Annotated in this window: 17 protein-coding genes; 11 read left to right on the top strand and 6 right to left on the bottom strand. The window is 47.7% G+C overall.

Annotated features, from left to right (window positions below):
* The first annotated feature begins 139 nt into the window (after positions 1 to 139).
* From IS446_RS03640 to IS446_RS03660, 5 genes are all read left to right on the top strand, one after another.
* Complete coding sequence (locus IS446_RS03640) at positions 140 to 496, top strand: toxin-antitoxin system YwqK family antitoxin (RefSeq protein WP_203058634.1); 357 nt, start codon at positions 140 to 142, stop codon at positions 494 to 496.
* 133 nt (positions 497 to 629) lie between these two features.
* Positions 630 to 1,505, top strand: a complete 876-nt coding sequence (locus IS446_RS03645) for a YicC/YloC family endoribonuclease (RefSeq protein ID WP_203058635.1) — start codon at positions 630 to 632, stop codon at positions 1,503 to 1,505.
* A gap of 9 nt (positions 1,506 to 1,514) precedes the next feature.
* A complete protein-coding gene (gene gmk, locus IS446_RS03650) occupies positions 1,515 to 2,135 on the top strand; it encodes a guanylate kinase (RefSeq protein WP_203058636.1) in 621 nt (206 codons plus the stop codon).
* 14 nt (positions 2,136 to 2,149) lie between these two features.
* A complete protein-coding gene (gene nadD / locus IS446_RS03655; RefSeq protein WP_203058637.1) occupies positions 2,150 to 2,731 on the top strand; it encodes a nicotinate (nicotinamide) nucleotide adenylyltransferase in 582 nt (193 codons plus the stop codon).
* 463 nt (positions 2,732 to 3,194) lie between these two features.
* Positions 3,195 to 4,196, top strand: coding sequence for an NAD(P)H-dependent glycerol-3-phosphate dehydrogenase (locus IS446_RS03660; RefSeq protein WP_203058638.1), 1,002 nt, complete (start codon positions 3,195 to 3,197; stop codon positions 4,194 to 4,196).
* On the opposite strand, the gene IS446_RS03665 is transcribed toward IS446_RS03660, so the two are convergent.
* The 3 genes from IS446_RS03665 to IS446_RS03675 form a co-directional block, all read right to left on the bottom strand.
* Entirely contained in the window at positions 4,193 to 5,857 is a 1,665-nt protein-coding gene (locus tag IS446_RS03665; RefSeq protein WP_203058639.1) for a glycerol-3-phosphate dehydrogenase/oxidase, read from the bottom strand. The two genes, IS446_RS03660 and IS446_RS03665, sit on opposite strands and share 4 nt — an antisense overlap.
* A complete protein-coding gene (gene glpK / locus IS446_RS03670) occupies positions 5,854 to 7,362 on the bottom strand; it encodes a glycerol kinase GlpK (RefSeq protein WP_203058640.1) in 1,509 nt (502 codons plus the stop codon). Before glpK ends, IS446_RS03665 begins: the two co-directional genes overlap by 4 nt.
* An 88-nt stretch (positions 7,363 to 7,450) precedes the next feature.
* A complete protein-coding gene (locus tag IS446_RS03675; protein ID WP_203058641.1) occupies positions 7,451 to 8,512 on the bottom strand; it encodes an isoaspartyl peptidase/L-asparaginase family protein in 1,062 nt (353 codons plus the stop codon).
* A 150-nt stretch (positions 8,513 to 8,662) separates the two neighbouring features.
* On the opposite strand from IS446_RS03675, the gene IS446_RS03680 reads away from it, so the two are divergent.
* From IS446_RS03680 to IS446_RS03700, 5 genes are all read left to right on the top strand, one after another.
* Positions 8,663 to 9,154: a CAP domain-containing protein gene (locus tag IS446_RS03680; RefSeq protein ID WP_203058642.1), complete on the top strand. Its 492-nt coding sequence runs from the start codon at positions 8,663 to 8,665 to the stop codon at positions 9,152 to 9,154.
* Positions 9,155 to 9,265: 111 nt separating this feature from the next.
* Positions 9,266 to 9,814: a 3-hydroxyanthranilate 3,4-dioxygenase gene (locus tag IS446_RS03685; RefSeq protein ID WP_203058643.1), complete on the top strand. Its 549-nt coding sequence runs from the start codon at positions 9,266 to 9,268 to the stop codon at positions 9,812 to 9,814.
* A gap of 93 nt (positions 9,815 to 9,907) precedes the next feature.
* The gene (amaB, locus tag IS446_RS03690) at positions 9,908 to 11,461 is read left to right on the top strand and encodes an L-piperidine-6-carboxylate dehydrogenase (RefSeq protein ID WP_203058644.1); all 1,554 of its coding nucleotides are present in this window, start codon (positions 9,908 to 9,910) and stop codon (positions 11,459 to 11,461) included.
* Between the two features lie 186 nt (positions 11,462 to 11,647).
* Positions 11,648 to 12,547 carry an OmpA family protein gene (locus tag IS446_RS03695; RefSeq protein WP_203058645.1) on the top strand — a complete coding sequence of 300 codons (900 nt, stop codon included), beginning with the start codon at positions 11,648 to 11,650 and terminating at the stop codon, positions 12,545 to 12,547.
* Positions 12,548 to 12,568: 21 nt separating this feature from the next.
* Entirely contained in the window at positions 12,569 to 13,066 is a 498-nt protein-coding gene (locus IS446_RS03700; RefSeq protein WP_203058646.1) for a hypothetical protein, read from the top strand.
* Here the strand turns inward: IS446_RS03700 and IS446_RS03705 are convergent.
* Positions 13,063 to 13,794 carry a metallophosphoesterase family protein gene (locus tag IS446_RS03705; RefSeq protein WP_203058647.1) on the bottom strand — a complete coding sequence of 244 codons (732 nt, stop codon included), beginning with the start codon at positions 13,792 to 13,794 and terminating at the stop codon, positions 13,063 to 13,065. The genes IS446_RS03700 and IS446_RS03705 overlap by 4 nt on opposite strands.
* A 114-nt stretch (positions 13,795 to 13,908) precedes the next feature.
* On the opposite strand from IS446_RS03705, the gene IS446_RS03710 reads away from it, so the two are divergent.
* Positions 13,909 to 14,862: a carbohydrate kinase family protein gene (locus IS446_RS03710; RefSeq protein WP_203058648.1), complete on the top strand. Its 954-nt coding sequence runs from the start codon at positions 13,909 to 13,911 to the stop codon at positions 14,860 to 14,862.
* On the opposite strand, the gene IS446_RS03715 is transcribed toward IS446_RS03710, so the two are convergent.
* Both IS446_RS03715 and IS446_RS03720 read right to left on the bottom strand, forming a co-directional pair.
* A complete protein-coding gene (locus IS446_RS03715) occupies positions 14,859 to 15,995 on the bottom strand; it encodes an ATP-binding protein (protein ID WP_203058836.1) in 1,137 nt (378 codons plus the stop codon). The two genes, IS446_RS03710 and IS446_RS03715, sit on opposite strands and share 4 nt — an antisense overlap.
* Positions 15,996 to 16,052: 57 nt before the next feature.
* Entirely contained in the window at positions 16,053 to 16,805 is a 753-nt protein-coding gene (locus IS446_RS03720; RefSeq protein WP_203058649.1) for an SDR family NAD(P)-dependent oxidoreductase, read from the bottom strand.
* Between the last annotated feature and the right edge of the window lie 5 nt (positions 16,806 to 16,810).

A 16,810-nucleotide genomic window follows, 5' to 3' on the forward strand; every position in this document is an offset into this window, starting at 1 on the left:
ATCAAAATTTGTAAGTAAATGACAGAAAATCAATCTAATAGGGGTTCAATGTTAATTTAATGTTACGTAAATGTTTCTTAAGATTAAATAATTAATTATATTTGTTATATTAATGTAAATGAACTAAAAGCTGAAGGTTATGAGAACGCTACTTTTTACACTCGCAATGATGTTTTCTGTTGTTGCATTTGCGCAGCAGGAAGTGCAACCACAATATGAAGTTGAAGGAGATATGGTAAAAGCTACCTATTTTCACGAGAATGGTCAGATCGCTCAAACCGGATATTACCTCAATGGAAAGCTTCAGGGGGTGTGGAAGGCCTATGATCGCGATGGCAAGAAAATTGCCATGGGGAATTACGAGCAGGGAGAGAAAGTTGGTAAGTGGTTCTTTTGGGAAGCATCTACCCTCAATGAAGTGAGTTATGATAACAGCCGTATTGCTACAGTAACTCAGTGGAACAACGCCAATCCTGTTGTGATCAATCAGGAATAGATTCCAAACTAAAGCTTACAATATATGAAAGCCCGGATTTTCCGGGCTTTTTTTATGGCTTCTGCCGGCCACCTTGCACTCCTGCTTCAGGTAGTTAACAATTTCGTACTTTTGCTCTAATTAAATTCAGAACATGATCCATTCCATGACCGGGTTCGGGAAGAGCGTTAGACAACTTCCCTCCAAGAAGATCACCATCGAGATCAAATCGCTAAACAGTAAATCTCTGGACCTCAATGCCAGGATCCCTTCCAATTACAGGGAAAAGGAACTGGAAATGCGCAGGCTTATTGCCGATAACCTCCAACGAGGGAAGGTCGATTTTAACCTGTATATAGAGATCACGGGAGAAGAGACTACCACCAAGGTAAATCAGGGTATTGTTCGTGAATACGTACAACAACTCATGCAGGTGTTTCCCGGGCAAATGGATGAGGAAGCCGCTAAGGTGGAAATGTTGAAAATGGCCGTGCGCATGCCTGATGCGTTAAAAACGGAGAAGGAAGAGATCGATGCGGCAGAATTCGGGGTGATCCTGGAAGCCCTCGAAGAGGCCCTCGTACAGATCACTGCTTTCAGAAACCAGGAAGGGGAAGCCCTGGAAAAGGATTTTCGTGAGCGCACTGCTACTATTTCCGACCTGCTGGAAAAAGTAAAGGCCATAGACCCGGAGCGTTCTGAAGCGATAAGAACCCGCCTGGAGAATGCAGTTGCCGACCTTAAGGAGAACGTAGACGAGAACCGATTCGAGCAGGAGCTTATCTATTACCTCGAGAAATTTGATATCACCGAAGAAAAGGTACGCCTTGCCAACCACTTGAAATACTTTAGCGAAAGTCTTGATTCTGACGACTCCAATGGTAAGAAACTCGGATTTATATGCCAGGAGATCGGGAGGGAGATCAATACCATTGGTTCTAAAGCCAATTACGCACCTATGCAACAGCTGGTGGTGCAAATGAAAGACGAATTGGAGAAAATAAAGGAACAAGTTTTAAACGTACTATAATACAGATCTATGAAGGAGAGCCAAAAAGGCGGGAAGCTCATTATTTTTTCAGCCCCGTCGGGGAGCGGAAAAACAACGATCGTTAAACATTTACTCAACTACCCTGAACTGAACCTGGCCTTTTCGATCTCGGCCACATCCCGCGAACCTCGCGGAGAAGAGAAAGACGGGGTGAACTATTATTTCTTATCTACCGAAAAATTTAAGGAGCACATCCGAAACGGAGATTTTCTGGAATGGGAAGAGGTGTATCGCGATAACTTCTATGGTACGCTAAAAACAGAAGTAGAGCGCTTGTGGAGCGAAGGTAAGAATGTGATCTTCGATATCGATGTGGCAGGAGGATTGCGCATCAAACGCAAGTTCCCGGAGGAGACCCTCGCCGTATTCGTTAAGCCGCCTAGTGTAGACGAACTCAAAAAGCGTCTTAAAAAACGAAAGACCGAAAGTGAGGACAAGATCAATATGCGTATAGCAAAGGCCTCTGTAGAATTGGCCACTGCCCCGCAGTTCGATACGATTATTAAGAATTACGATCTCGATACGGCCAAGCAGGAGGCCTATGACCTTGTAGCCGGATTTATCGGGCTCAAGCCTGTTGCAGAGCAAGACGAGAAGCAGGGAGAGTAGTCTTCGTTGGGTTTATGAAAAAAGTAGGACTCTATTTCGGAACCTTTAATCCCATTCATATTGGGCACCTGGTCATCGCTAACCATATGGCAGAATTTAGCGATATGGATGAGGTGTGGCTCGTGGTCACGCCACATAATCCGTTGAAAAAAAAGCGAACCCTCCTCGAAGACCACCATCGCTATGAGCTGGTGTATCGTGCTGTAGAGAGTTATCCAAAGCTGTTGCCCAGTAAGGTGGAGTTCGGTTTGCCGCAACCCAACTATACGGTAAATACCTTGGCGCACCTGGAAGAGAATTATCCCGATCACCGCTTTGCCCTGATCATGGGTGAAGATAATCTTCGCACGCTGCACAAGTGGAAGAATCACGAGGTGATCATGGCCAGGTATGAGATCTATGTCTATCCGCGGTTACAGGCCGGAGAGGTGGCAGGTGAGTTTGAAGATCACGGAAACATCCACAAGATCGATGCCCCTGTCATGGAATTATCGGCCACTTTTATCAGGAAGGCGATCGCCGAAGGTAAAGATATCAGGCCGATGCTTCCTGCACCCGTATGGGAGTATATCGATGAGATGAATTTTTACAGGTAAAGCTTCGTAAATACGATTCAAAACCCTCAATGGTTTAAATAAAAAAAACCGTTCTCCTTGTGTAGGGGAACGGTTTTCCAAACTAAATAACCAACCAAAAAAATCAAATAACTAAGCCCACCGGGGTCGTTATGGCATTGCCGGTTCTCCGGTTGCATGTTCGCAGGATCGGTGATCATCGATTCCGCGAAATTGATCCTCTTAATCTCTGTAAACAGAACGCCCGGATGCGCTTATTAATTGTTCGGGGTCTTCATAATCTGATGTTAAAATTTAATGGTGTTTATCGTGCAGTTCCCATGGGTCTTTTAGGTCTCGCAACAAGGAAAAGATCCACGGGTTGGGGAGGAAACCAGCTTGGAATACCATTTAAACCTGACTTGTTACGAAATTTGAGGGGAAGAAGTGTAAGGGATTTAGATTATTACCTGTATTTTTGATCATACATATTTACAGCAAATTCATGAATGATAAGGCTAAAGTGGCGGTTTTTGGTGGTGGTAGCTGGGCTACCGCTATTGTAAAAATGTTATGCGAGAACCGGGAGCAGATCGGGTGGTATATGCGCAGTGTATATGCCAAGGAGCATATTTTAAATCAGCAGCACAATCCCAATTACCTGAGTTCTGTGGAATTTCACACCGAACAGCTCAAACTGAGTAACGACATCAATGAGATCGCTGCCTGGGCAGACATCCTGATATTTGCCATTCCGAGTGCATTTTTAAAGAACGAATTGGAGGCGCTGGAAGTATCCCTGGAAGATAAGGTGGTCTTCTCTGCCATTAAGGGAATCGTGCCTGAAACCGGGCAGATCGTTGGAGAGTACTTTAACGAGCACCATAAAGTGCCCATGGATGCTATCGGGGTGATCACCGGTCCTTGCCACGCCGAAGAGGTGGCACTGGAGCGCCTGTCTTATCTTACTGTTGCTTGTTTTGATGAGCAAAAGGCCGTGGAGGTTGCGGGGTATCTTTCCAGTGATTATATCAAGACCAAGATCAGCGATGATATTATTGGTACGGAGTACGCTGCCGTTCTAAAGAATATCTATGCCATTGCTGCGGGAATTGCGCACGGACTCGGTTATGGCGATAACTTTCAGGCCGTACTTATGAGCAATGCCATTCGGGAAATGAAGCGTTTTATCAAGCGTGTTCACAAGATGAAACGCAATATTAACAATTCGGCCTACCTGGGAGATCTGCTGGTAACGGGATATTCGGTGTTCTCAAGGAACCGGATGTTCGGTAATATGATCGGGAAAGGCTATACGGTGCAAAGTGCCAAAATGGAAATGAATATGGTGGCCGAAGGGTATTATGCCACCGATAGTGCCTATAAGATCGCCAAGAAGCACAAGCGTAGCTCGAAAACCCCTATTCTCGATGCGGTTTACCAGGTGCTCTACCAAGGTAAAGAACCAGTTATGGTATTCAAAAAACTTACTGAAAAGCTCGATTAAGACGTGCTGCTCGTAAAGGTCGAATGCTCCCGTACCGCTTCGCTGATACGGTCGCGCAATAATGCTATTTCTTTCTGTGAAACGTTAAAGGTTTTGGCGTAATCGCTCAGGATCACTTCCGCGTGGTTAGCAACGCTTTCGATATGAAAATACAAGCGCCCCGTACGTCTTATAAAGAAGTCTAAAGGATCCAGGATCATTTCATTTGCTGTGCAGAAGGCAAACTCTGCCCTGAGCATGCGTTCTTCAGCAGGCCCCTCTGCAAGTTTTTGGTAGCGTCCTATGATCTTGTCGGCTTGTTTGCCATAGGTATGCGCCAGGTACCTCGCCTCCTCGGTATCCAGTCCGTCGCACTGCAGGATCTCTGTTAGTTGCCCGATATATGTGTTCACTTCGTCATAGCCTTTTTTCCATGGGCCACCACAGAGTGTAATGGTATGGGTGCTGCAAGGTGAAGTAGTGCGACCCTGATGCTTTTTTAATCGCTCCGCCACCTTATCTACTGCTCTTTCGGCCATCTTCCTGTATCCGGTAAGCTTGCCTCCGGCAATGCTGATTAATCCGCTTTCTGAAACAAAGATCTCGTCCTTTCTGCTGAGTTCAGAAGGCGATTTACCCTTTTCATGAATAAGCGGGCGAAGCCCGGCCCAGCTCGAAGTAACATCGTCTATTTCAAGGGTGATATCAGGGAACATGCTGTTTACGGCATTGATGAGGTAGGAGGCGTCTTCGGTATTAGTGGTCACCTTATCTTTATTGTCGTGGTAGGTAGTGTCGGTGGTTCCTACATAGGTCACTTTACCTCGGGGAATAGCAAAGATCATGCGTCCGTCGGGGGCGTCAAAATAGACCGATTGACGTACCGGGAATTTCTCGACCGGAAATACCAGGTGCACCCCTTTGGAAAGGTGGAGTTCCTTTCCGTTCCTGGACTTGTTCAGGGTTCTGAGCTCATCGACCCACGGCCCGGTGGCATTGATCACATAAGAGCAATCTATTTGAAGTTCTTCACCGGTGATCTGGTCTTTAGCTATGAGTCCGCATATGATGCCTTCTGTATAGGTGAACTCGGTCGCAGCCAGGTAATTAATAGCTGTACCTCCGTGATCCAGGGCGGTTTTAATGTTTTCCAGGGTGAGGCGTGCATCGTCTGTACGGTATTCTGCGTAGTATCCCGCCCCTTTAATGCGTTCCCGGGGGAGTAAGGGCTCTTTTAGCAACGTCTCTTCACGCGTAAGCATCCTTCTTTGGTCGTCAGGAGCTACGCTTGCCAAAAAGTCATAGACCATGAGTCCCATGGAGGTAAGCCATTTGTTGTAGGTGCCATTGGCAACCAGGGGGAGGAGCATTTTTTCCGGGATCACCAAATGAGGGGCCATGCTATGGACTATGGCCCTTTCAGTTCCCACTTCGCGAACCAGGGCGAGGTCGAGTTGTTTGAGGTACCGCAGCCCGCCGTGGATAAGTTTGGTTGATTTGCTACTGGTGCCTGAGGCAAAATCACTCTTTTCCAAGAGCAATGTTTTAATGCCTCGTGAAGCCGCGTCGAGTAGAATACCTGCCCCGGTAATGCCACCGCCGATCACAACAAGGTCGTAATGCTCCTGGGAGATCTCCCTGATAAGGGCTTTACGGTCTAAGTTGGAGAATTTACGTTTCATAGGTGCTCGGTTTTTTTCATAGGTGCCATCCAGTTTCGGGTACGGGCCACGGCCTCCTGCCATCCCAGGTATTTACTACTCCTTTCGTTTGGGTTCATCGCAGGAGCGAACACCTGCTCTATACTCTTGTTTTCTTTTACCTGTTCCAGGTCCCAAATACCCATGGCAACGGCGGCCAGGGCGGCTGCACCCATGGCTGTGGATTCAACTGATTTGTACCTGATCACTTCGCAATCAAGCATGTCGGCCTGGAATTGCATGAGGTAATTGTTAGCACTGGCACCCCCATCGACCTTCAGTTGGGTGAGTTGGGTTCCGGCATCGCGTTGCATGGCATCAAGCACGTCTTTGGTTTGGTAGGCCAGGCTGTCAAGGGTCGCTCTTGTGATATGAGCGATCCCTGTGTCGCGACTCAATCCGAAGATGGCCCCCCGGGCATACATATCCCAATAGGGTGCTCCGAGACCCGAGAATGCCGGCACGACATATACAGGGTTGTCTTTAGCTGTACTCAGTGCGATAGCCTCAGAATCGGGGGCTTCTTCAAAGAACTGTAACTCATCACGCAGCCATTGCACCGCAGCACCCGCTATAAAGATACTTCCCTCCAGGGCGTAGTATACCTCGTTGTCTAGTCCCCAGGCAATGGTAGTGAGAAGTCCGTTCGAAGACCATTTGGGTTCTTTACCGGTATTCATGAGCATAAAACACCCGGTGCCATAGGTGTTCTTGGAATCTCCGATCTCAAAGCATCCCTGTCCGAATAAGGCTGCTTGTTGGTCTCCTGCAACCCCCATAATAGGGATAGGGTGTTCGTCGATCACCAGATGCCCGAAAAGCCCTGCAGAAGGCATCGCTTTAGGAGCCATGCTCAGAGGAATATCGAGGCGGTCAAAAAGATAGGCGTCCCACGAAAGCTTCTTAATGTCAAAAAGCATAGTGCGCGAAGCGTTGCTGTAATCGGTAAGGTGATTGCGTTCTTTGGAGAAGTTCCAGATGAGCCAGGTGTCGATAGTTCCAAAAATAAGGTCGCCATTATCGGCGAGTGTTCGGGCATCGGGCACATTGTCGAGGATCCACCTGATCTTAGTAGCCGAAAAATAGGAGTCTATTACCAGGCCGGTACGTTCGGAAATCTGTTCGGTAAGGCCCTGTTCTCTGAGGTCTTCACATAGCGCAGCTGTGCGCTTATCCTGCCAGACGATGGCGTTGTATAACGGCTTTCCTGTGTGGCGATTCCAAACCACAGTGGTTTCCCTTTGATTGGTAATACCAATAGCGCGGATCTGTTGAGGTTGCAGGTGGTGGGTTTTAAGCAGGTCGGTAAAGGCCTCCATTTGGGAGGTCAGGATCTCTTCCGGGTCGTGTTCTACCCATCCCGGTTTTGGGAAATGTTGCCTGAAGGGCCGTTGTTGCATCCCTTTGATGCGGCCGTTGAGGTCGACTAAAAGGGCTCTTGAGGTCGTGGTGCCCTGATCCAGGGCCACGATGAATTCCTCCTTCATAGTAATGGTCGGTTTTTAAATAAATATACTCGAAAGGCCCTAATTATCAAAAAAATAACCCCGCGAAGGGCGGGGTTATCGGTCTTGTCTATTCACCGTAAATGCCTATATCAAGTTTGCCGTCCTTGTCGATACTGGCCCGATACATACCCGGGGTATTGAACTCTGTCGTAATATTACCGTCCCTGTCAATGGCAATGATACCACCGGTACCACCAAGGGCAGTGAGTTTTTCCTGGATCACCTCCCTGGCTGCTGCTTTTAGTGATCTTTCCTGATACTCCATCTTGGCAGCGATATCATAGGCAACAACCCCGCGTATAAAAAATTCACCCCAACCGGTTGAAGAAATTGCACAGCTGGCATTGTTGGCATAGGTCCCGGCACCAATGATGGGAGCATCACCAATGCGGTTATACCTTTTATTGGTCATACCGCCGGTAGAGGTTCCTGCGGCCAGGTTGCCGTTCTTGTCAAGTGCAGCACATCCTACGGTACCGTATTTAGAATCTTTGATCATAGGATCGTAAAAAGCGGCCTGTCCGTCGTGGTCAAGGGCTGTTTCTTCTCTTTCAATGGCGCGCTGTAACGCTTTCATCCGGTTCTCAGTGTAAAAGTATTCGGGATCTACCATTTCCAGGCCTTGTTCCTGAGCAAAGGTTTCGGCACCCATGCCCGAGAGCATTACATGTTCGGAACGTTCCATGATCGCTCTGGCCAGTGAAATCGGACTTTTTACCTTGGTTACACCCGAAACGGCCCCGGCATTGAGATCCTTCCCGTTCATGATGGAAGCGTCGAGTTCATTCTTACCTTCATGGGTGAAAACCGCTCCTTTTCCCGCATTGAACAAGGGCGATTCTTCCATGACCTGGATGGCGGCGATCACAGCATCAAGGCTTTCGCCTCCATTTTCCAGGATCTCATATCCGGCATGTGCAGCTTCTTCAAGTTTGGCGCGGTAAGCGGCCTCTTTTTCAGGGGTCATGTTCTTTTTGAGTATGGTTCCGGCTCCTCCATGTATCACAAGGCCTATAGGCTGCTTGTCAGGAGTGGTTTCGGTAGTATTTTTCGCAACAGATGGTTCTTCTTTAGGTGTTTTACAACTGATAATCAGTAACATAAGAACGAAAAAACGGGTAGTTTTCATGAACTTCTTTTAGTTTTTGGTTTTAAATCCCTAAGTTAGGTCATTCCTCGTCTTATCAAAAAGGAATTTACCCTTCTTTTCTTTTAGGTTTACAGTCCCCGGGTCTCCGCGCCCCATTCTGATCATGTGCTTGTTAATGAGAAACAAGTAATGAGAAGTGCGTATTTTTTGATTTTGATCTTGTTAGGCGGCTTAGGTGCTTCCTGTTCTAAGGAAGAGGTAAGCGATATTGCTGCCTTGTCGGTAACAGAATTACAGGTAGAGGCTGTCCTCGAAGAGCAGACGGTACGATTGGTTAATGATTTTCGTTCCTCCAACGGACTGGGGACACTTGAGGTGAATGAAGATGCCTATGAAATGGCGCTTGCACACACCCGTAAAATGGCCTCCTCGGGGGTTATGTCACATGCGAATTTTGACGCCAGGGCCAAGAGTCTTGCCAATAAGGTAGGAGCTGTTAAGGTGGCCGAAAATCTTTCAACCAATTTTGATTCTGCTGAAGAGACTCTGGAGAAATGGCTCGAGAGCGAAGGGCATTATACCAATATCATAGGAGACTTTACCCATACTGCAGTTGCCGTGATAAGTACGCCAAATGGCGATATTTACTACACCCAGGTTTTCTACAAAAAAGGCGATTGATCCTTATTTAATAGCCTTATTCCAGGTGGTCTTAAGGAATTTGTCAAGGTTTTAACGCTTGCCTTTTAGGGCTTTTTATAATTTTAAAGTCCAAATAAATACGAAGTATCTATGGCTGTTAAAGCACCATTTAACCTGAACAGGTGGCTCGAAGAGAACCGCGATACCCTTAAACCGCCTGTAGGTAATCGAAATCTTTACAAAGAATCAGACGACTACATAGTTATGGTGGTTGCCGGTCCTAATGCCCGGAGGGATTACCACTATAATGAGACCGAAGAATTGTTCTATCAGCTGGAGGGCGAGATCGAGGTCCATATACAGGAAGACGGCCAAAAGAAGACCATGAAACTGGGGCCCGGAGATATGTACCTGCACCCTGCCGGTGTTCCGCATTCTCCCGTTCGCAAGGAAGGTTCTATAGGATTGGTGGTCGAACGTAAACGCAGCGGAGCATCCGGGAAGGACGGCTTGTTGTGGTTTTGCGACAACTGCAATGCAAAACTGCATGAGGTTTATTTTCCACTCCACGATATCGAAAAGGACTTTCTCAGGCACTTCAAAGATTTTTATTCCTCTGAGACACTTCGCACCTGTAAAAGTTGTGGGGAGGTCATGCCGGTAGATAAGCGTTTTATTGGAAATGGAGAAAGCGAATAGCAGCGTTTTTTTGTTCGCCTAATACTGGGCAGGCATAAAATCTTTTGTACATTCGTGAAAAATGTAACAAAACCTACCTAAAAAGTTATAAAAATGTCAATCACTTTAGCAGATCATGGTATTCAGCAGGCTTTAGACCAACTGGGTGTCAAAGAAATAAATTTAGGAACCTCTACCGGGAAACAATGGTTTGGAACGGGAGCACTCATCGAGTCGGTGTCGCCTGTAGATAACCAATTGATCGGTAAGGTGCACGAAACCACAAAGGAAGACTATGAAAAGGTGGTCAAAGTAGCTTCAGAATCCTTTAAGGTGTGGAGAAAGATGCCTGCTCCTCAGCGAGGAGAGATCGTGAGGCAGTATGGAGAACTACTTCGTCAATACAAGGAGCCTCTTGGAAAACTGGTATCCTATGAAATGGGTAAATCGCTTCAGGAAGGTTATGGAGAGGTTCAGGAAATGATCGATATCTGTGATTTTGCTGTGGGGCTCTCCCGACAGCTGCACGGTTTAACCATGCATTCGGAGCGTCCTAACCACAGAATGTATGAGCAATACCATCCGCTTGGTGTGGTAGGGATCATCTCTGCCTTTAATTTCCCTGTTGCCGTTTGGTCCTGGAATACTGCCCTCGCCTGGGTGTGTGGTGATGTGTGTATTTGGAAGCCATCTGAAAAGACGCCATTAACCGCCGTAGCCTGTCAGCACCTTATGACCAAGGTTCTGGAACAAAATGATCTTCCGGAAGGGATCTCCTGCCTTATTAACGGAGATTACCGCGTGGGAGAGTGGATGACCAACGATACACGCGTGCCGTTGATCTCTGCTACCGGTTCTATCAGAATGGGTAAGATCGTAGCTCAGGCAGTAGCTAAGCGTTTGGGTAAATCATTACTCGAGCTGGGAGGAAACAATGCCATTATCGTAACCCCCGATGCCGATATCAAAATGACGGTGATCGGAGCAGTATTTGGTGCGGTAGGAACCTGCGGTCAACGTTGTACTTCGACCAGACGTCTTATTGTTCATGAAGAGGTGTATGATAAGGTTAAGAACGCCTTGTCTGAAGCATATAAGCAGCTCAGTATCGGGAATCCGCTTGATGAGCGTAACCATGTAGGGCCGTTGATCGATAAGGATGCGGTTAATAATTACCTCAATGCCATAGCCCAGGTGAAAGAACACGGAGGTAATATGGTCGTAGACGGAGGTGTTCTCGAAGGAGAAGGTTATGACAGCGGTTGTTATGTGAAGCCGGCCATAGCTGAAGCTGAAAACCATTGGGAGATCGTTCAGGAAGAAACCTTTGCTCCTGTACTTTACCTTTTAAAATATACAGGTGATGTAGAGAATGCCATTGCCATCCAAAACGGGGTGAAGCAGGGACTTTCTTCTGCGATCATGACCACTAACCTGAGAGAGGCCGAAAAATTCCTTTCACACGCCGGATCAGATTGCGGTATCGCCAATGTGAACATCGGTACCAGTGGAGCTGAGATCGGTGGGGCCTTTGGTGGTGAGAAAGAAACCGGGGGTGGCCGTGAAAGCGGTTCAGATGCCTGGAAGGTGTATATGAGAAGGCAAACCAACACCATTAATTACGGTGCAGACCTGCCTTTAGCACAGGGTATCAAGTTTGACCTGTAGCATCACGATGCAATTAAAATATAAGCCTCCCAATTTGGGAGGCTTTTTTTGTGGCATAGCTCCTTCATCATAAGGGTGATCGTACACCGTGGTAGTTCAACGTCTTATTGCATATTTTCTTACGTCAATTGTTGAAAAGAAGTTGTTTTTGCATAAATTTATAAGTAATTCAAAACTAGATAATTAATGGGTAATAAGAGCGCTTTATTGATAGGTATCGCTTTGGTGATCGCATTGGGGACCTATCTCAACTGGGAGTATTGCTGCAACCCCGCCTCGGCCAGCTGGGATCCTGATGAGGTAACGGTTGCTTCTGGACCAAAGAACAAGTTCGAACTGTCCGACCCTGAGGGAGGCTTTTCTTTTCGACACAACGATCATTTTAATTTTTTCTTTTCACAAAACCGCATCCTTCCGCCCCTGGGCAGGGGAGTAAGTGCCGGGGTCGATTCGCTCAAGGCCTATCTCGAAAAGCATCCGGGGCGTATATTGGAGATCACCGGGCTCTATCGTCCGGGAGAAAAGAACGCTACCGATTATCCCGATCTTGGGGAGGCGAGGGCCTCGCAGGTTAGAAATTATATGATCGGCAGGGGTGTTAAACCAAGACAGATCAGTTATTTTGGCCGTATTTCCGATACCATACAGGTGTACGACAGTATCATCAGGGGGCCATTAGTATTTGCTTTCTCCGGAGTTTCTCCGGCAGCGGTTACCGATCTTGAAACAACCGTAGCATCTGTTCAGGCCGATCCCTTGGTCATTCGTTTTGATTGGGGCGAAAGCGAGATCAGCCTTACCGCTGCCGAGCGTGAAAAACTGGGCCGTATAGCCGATTTTATGGCGCGTTCTGAGGCCGGGGTCTGTGAAGTTACGGGTCATACCGACAATACCAGTTCTGCCGGATTTAATAAGGAGCTCGGATTAAAACGCGCAAACTTTGTGAAAGACTACCTGGTGACCCAGGGTATTCCTCAGGACCGTATCGTAACCCGATCTATGGGTGAAACAGAACCTGTTGCCAATAACGATTCAGAGGGCGGAAGGGCGCTGAACCGACGTACTGTTATTACAATTAGAAATTGATCAACTAAAACACCGACTAGTATGAACCTTTGTATACTCATTCCCGTTATAACCGGGATCATTAGTGCCCTCCTGGGGTATCTTTTGGGGAAACTCCTCACCAATGACAATACAGCCGATATTGAGCTGTGGAAAACGCGTTATGTGGCTCTTGAAAGTGAACTTGCCAAGTGCAGGTCACAGGTCATGGCCATGGAAGAAAATCAACTCTCCGGGGTGGCTTTTGATGCCGCCTTAGCGCGCAGTGTTTTCGGGAAAGCCATTAAGGAGAACGACCTGAAGGTGGTGGAAGGTATCGGCCCTAAGATCGAAGAGCTGTTTAACAAGTTCGAGATCACTACCTGGGAGCATCTCGCCACAACCACGGTTGAGCGTTGTCATGAGATCCTCGATTCTGAAGGAGAGCGTTTTCGTGTTCACGACCCGGAAACCTGGCCGGAACAGGCACGACTTGCATACCAGGGTAAATGGGAGAAATTGCACGAATGGCAACAACAGCTTAAAGGCGGTAAACTTTAATTGCGACCCTGTTCGTCGGGGTAAAGGTGGTCTGCTCGATCGCTTTGCCAGTATTCCTTGCTGTCTACATCCATGATGGTTAGCGGACTGCGGTAGGCCGCCCCCGTATCCATATTCCAAATGGTAGCCACATTTACAGGTGTGGTCTTGCCTATACGTATCGTTGGGGTGTGTCCTATAAAGATCTCGTCGTAATGTAACAACCGCTGCGGATAATTGGGGTCCTGCGGGGTGAGTTCCGGATTTAAGGCCAGAGCCATTTCCCAAAGCGAACGGTCCCAGAACAGCATGTCGGTAAAGTATTCCCGGGTTACGCCGTGAAGGTTGGTGAACCCGGCGTGAACAAACAGCCGGTTCTTTTCGTCGAGGTGATAGTTGTCAAGGGCTTCCAGGAATTGTCGGTGAAGGTCGGTCCTGGTGTTGGTCACTTCCCGGTAGGCATCGACGGTGGTCTGACCACCATGCATGAGCCATAACTTGTTCTCTTCTCTGGTCTGAAGGTAATTCAGGAAGAGCTGGTCGTGATTTCCGCGAATAAAAACACATTCATGACTGCTTTTAAGGGTGATAAGTTTGTCAATAACCCCGGGAGCATCGCTCCACCCGTCAACATAGTCTCCAAGAAAAATAAGCCGGTCGTTCGTGGTAACCGCGGCGCGGTCCAGAACCTGGTCCAAAGCCTTAAGGGCCCCGTGAATATCTCCTATCACTAATGTGCGCTTTGCCATGTTGCTTTAAAATTGAATTACAAAGATACTAACCTCTCTCATAAGTTGTTTTCGCCCTTTTGGAATAAGGGGTAATTGCCTATCTTTAAGAGTGAATACAATGGGATCTGCAGGATGAAAAAAGTTTATTGCATTGGTGAACTTCTGGTTGATATGGTAGCCGAAGGTCAGGGGAAAGACCTGTCCAAAGCTGTGCAATTCACTAAGAAGGCTGGAGGCGCTCCGGCTAATGTGGCTGTGGCCGTTTCCCGGCTTGGGGGTAAGGGCGGTTTCATAGGTGCTGTGGGGAGAGACCCGTTCGGTGAATTTTTAATGCATACCCTGACAGAAGAAGGTGTGGATGTTCGACATGCCCAAAGGGTTCAGGAATTCACCACCATGGCGTTCGTATCTCTTGACAGCAATGGCGAACGTGACTTTGTATTTAACAGAGGGGCAGACAAGGAATTAAAATACGACTCCCAGCTGGTGTCGGTGTTCGGCGGACAGGTACTTCACTTCGGGGCCGCTACTGCATTTCTGGGTGGGGGGCTCGAAACGGCCTATAATCAATACCTTAAAGAAGCCGGTGCTTCAGGGTGCCTGGTGAGTTTTGATCCGAATTACCGTGAAGATCTGTGGAAAGAGGGGGCAGATCATTTCATTCATCATAGTCGTCGCTTTCTTAAAAGAGCCCATTTCGTGAAAATGAGCCTGGAAGAAGCCAGGTTAATTACCGGGCAGGACGAACTGGATACGGCATGTGCTTTTATGCACGATATGGGAGTTGTTTGCGTCACCATTACCCTGGGGCATCAAGGAACTTACCTGAGTGTTAAAGGTGAGGCCCAACTTATTGCATCGATCGATGTTTCGGTGGTAGATACCACAGGGGCCGGAGATGCCTTTGTAGGCTGTGTGCTTTGGCAGCTTGCTTCGACAGGAGATCCCTTTGCCGTGATCAATGATCTCAACCGGATGAAACATATTGTAAGTAAGGGGAACAGAGCAGGTGCTTACACCGTAAGGTCCCATGGAGCCATCCCGGCTTTGCCGTCTCTGGCCGATATTGAGGAGTTTCAAGACTAGCTGTACTGCACCTTTCGCAGCACGCGCAAGGCCTCTTTCAGAGAGCGATAGGTAGCAGCATCCTGGGCCTTTACATATTGTTTATAATCTTCCATCATTTGCTTTGCTCCTTCAAATCCGTTGAGGTAACATATGAGATGTGTTGCGGGTAGTTGGGCCAGATCCCGCCTGTCTGAAATCGAAAGTCTGATGCCTTTCTTTAGTTTTTCAAGGATGGTGTTGTTGGTGTTGAACACGTGATACAGCATTTTTTTGTCGTACTGCGGGGGCTTAAAGATCAGGGTACTGTTCATGCGGTAGGTGCCGTTATTCGCAAAGGTGATCACAACCCTTTCCAGGGGGTAGAATTTCTTTTGATCGCCTAATCCTAATTTCACGTATTCCGTGGTGGTAAAGCTGTGTTCATCATACCTGATCTCGACCTCGTCTAATGCAGAATAGAACAGTTTTACCTGCTCGTTGATGAGCTCGATATCCAGGCGGGAATAGTAGGTTTTATCCTTGACCTTTTTGGTTTGTCCGGCCCAGCAAACTACGAACTGTTCTTTAAATACCTTGTAGTGGGATTCGAGGTCGGGGTGGCGGTTGTTGATAAAGTCCATTACCCCGTCCAGGGTGAGCTCGATGTTGTTGCGCGCATGTTGTTCGATATCGGCTACAATGGCCGAGTTGTGATCCTTCATTTCGATATCAAACACCTTGGGCATGCTCATGCTACCATCCCTGAAAAATACCGAACCTCCCCAGTATTTCCAGATGTTCTTTCTCAAAGCGCAGAGCTTCCCGGCAGACCTGATGGTGACCAGCCCAACCACCTTACCCTCGGGTAAATGCGGGAAAGGGATATTTTCGTAGGTGATCACCGGCGGATTTTGAATGTAAGCATTGACCAGGTTCTGTATCTTACTGTCGTCAAAGAAGTCTACACCTACGATCTTATTGTCTTCATCTTCGACCCCGATCACGATATACGAATTGTTGGCAGGATTGGAGTTTGCCAGGGCACAGATGTGCTTGATGAACTTTGCCTTACCTTCCTTATCGCCAATATTGATCTGTCGCTTTTTGTCATAAAAGCTGTTCTCATCGTTATGAGCGAGCAGGTTCTTTATGAGGAGGCGTTTATTGATCATGGTCTTGTCCTTACCGGAATTTTTTGGAGGCGTGATCACTCACGCCTCCTGAGTATATTATACTTTTTTATTTACTATGGTGCTGCTGGCCTGATCGGTACACATCACGGTAAGGTCTGCAATGTTTACATGGGGTTTACGGGAAACGATGAACCATGCGATCTCAGCAACGTCTTCGGGGGTGAGCGGGGTGTAACCTTCGTACACCTTGGCGGCCCTTTTCTTGTCGCCTTTAAAGCGCACTTCGCTGAATTCGGTTTCTACCAGTCCCGGGTTGATCGCTCCAACGCGAATATTAGATCCGTTAAGGTCTAGCCTCATGCCCTGGTTAATAGCATCTACAGCATGCTTACTGGCACAGTATACATTGCCTCCTGGATACACTTCCTTTCCGGCTGTCGATCCGATATTCAGGATATGACCTCCTCCCCGGGATCTCATTCCAGGCAATATGTGATGTGTCACGTATAGAAGCCCTTTCACATTGATGTCCATCATCGCATCCCAGTCGTCGGGATTACCGCGATCAATAGGGTCCAGGCCGTGCGCATTCCCGGCGTTGTTTATCAGGATATCAATATCCGAGAAGGGGGCACTCAATGAGGCAATGGCATTACCCACCTTCTCCCGGTCTCTCACATCGAAGTTGAGCGTGGTTACCTCGGTTAGAGCAGACAGTTCTGCAGCAAGCTCCTCCAGGCGCTCCTGCCTTCGTCCGCATAGCACCAGGCGTATATTGTTTCGGGCAAATTCTCTGGCTATAGCCCGGCCGATACCACTAGTGGCACCGGTGATCATTGCAGTTTTCATATGGT

Origin of the sequence: Robertkochia sediminum (assembly GCF_016786255.1) — a bacterium.
GTDB classification, from domain to species: Bacteria; Bacteroidota; Bacteroidia; order Flavobacteriales; family Flavobacteriaceae; genus Robertkochia; species Robertkochia sediminum.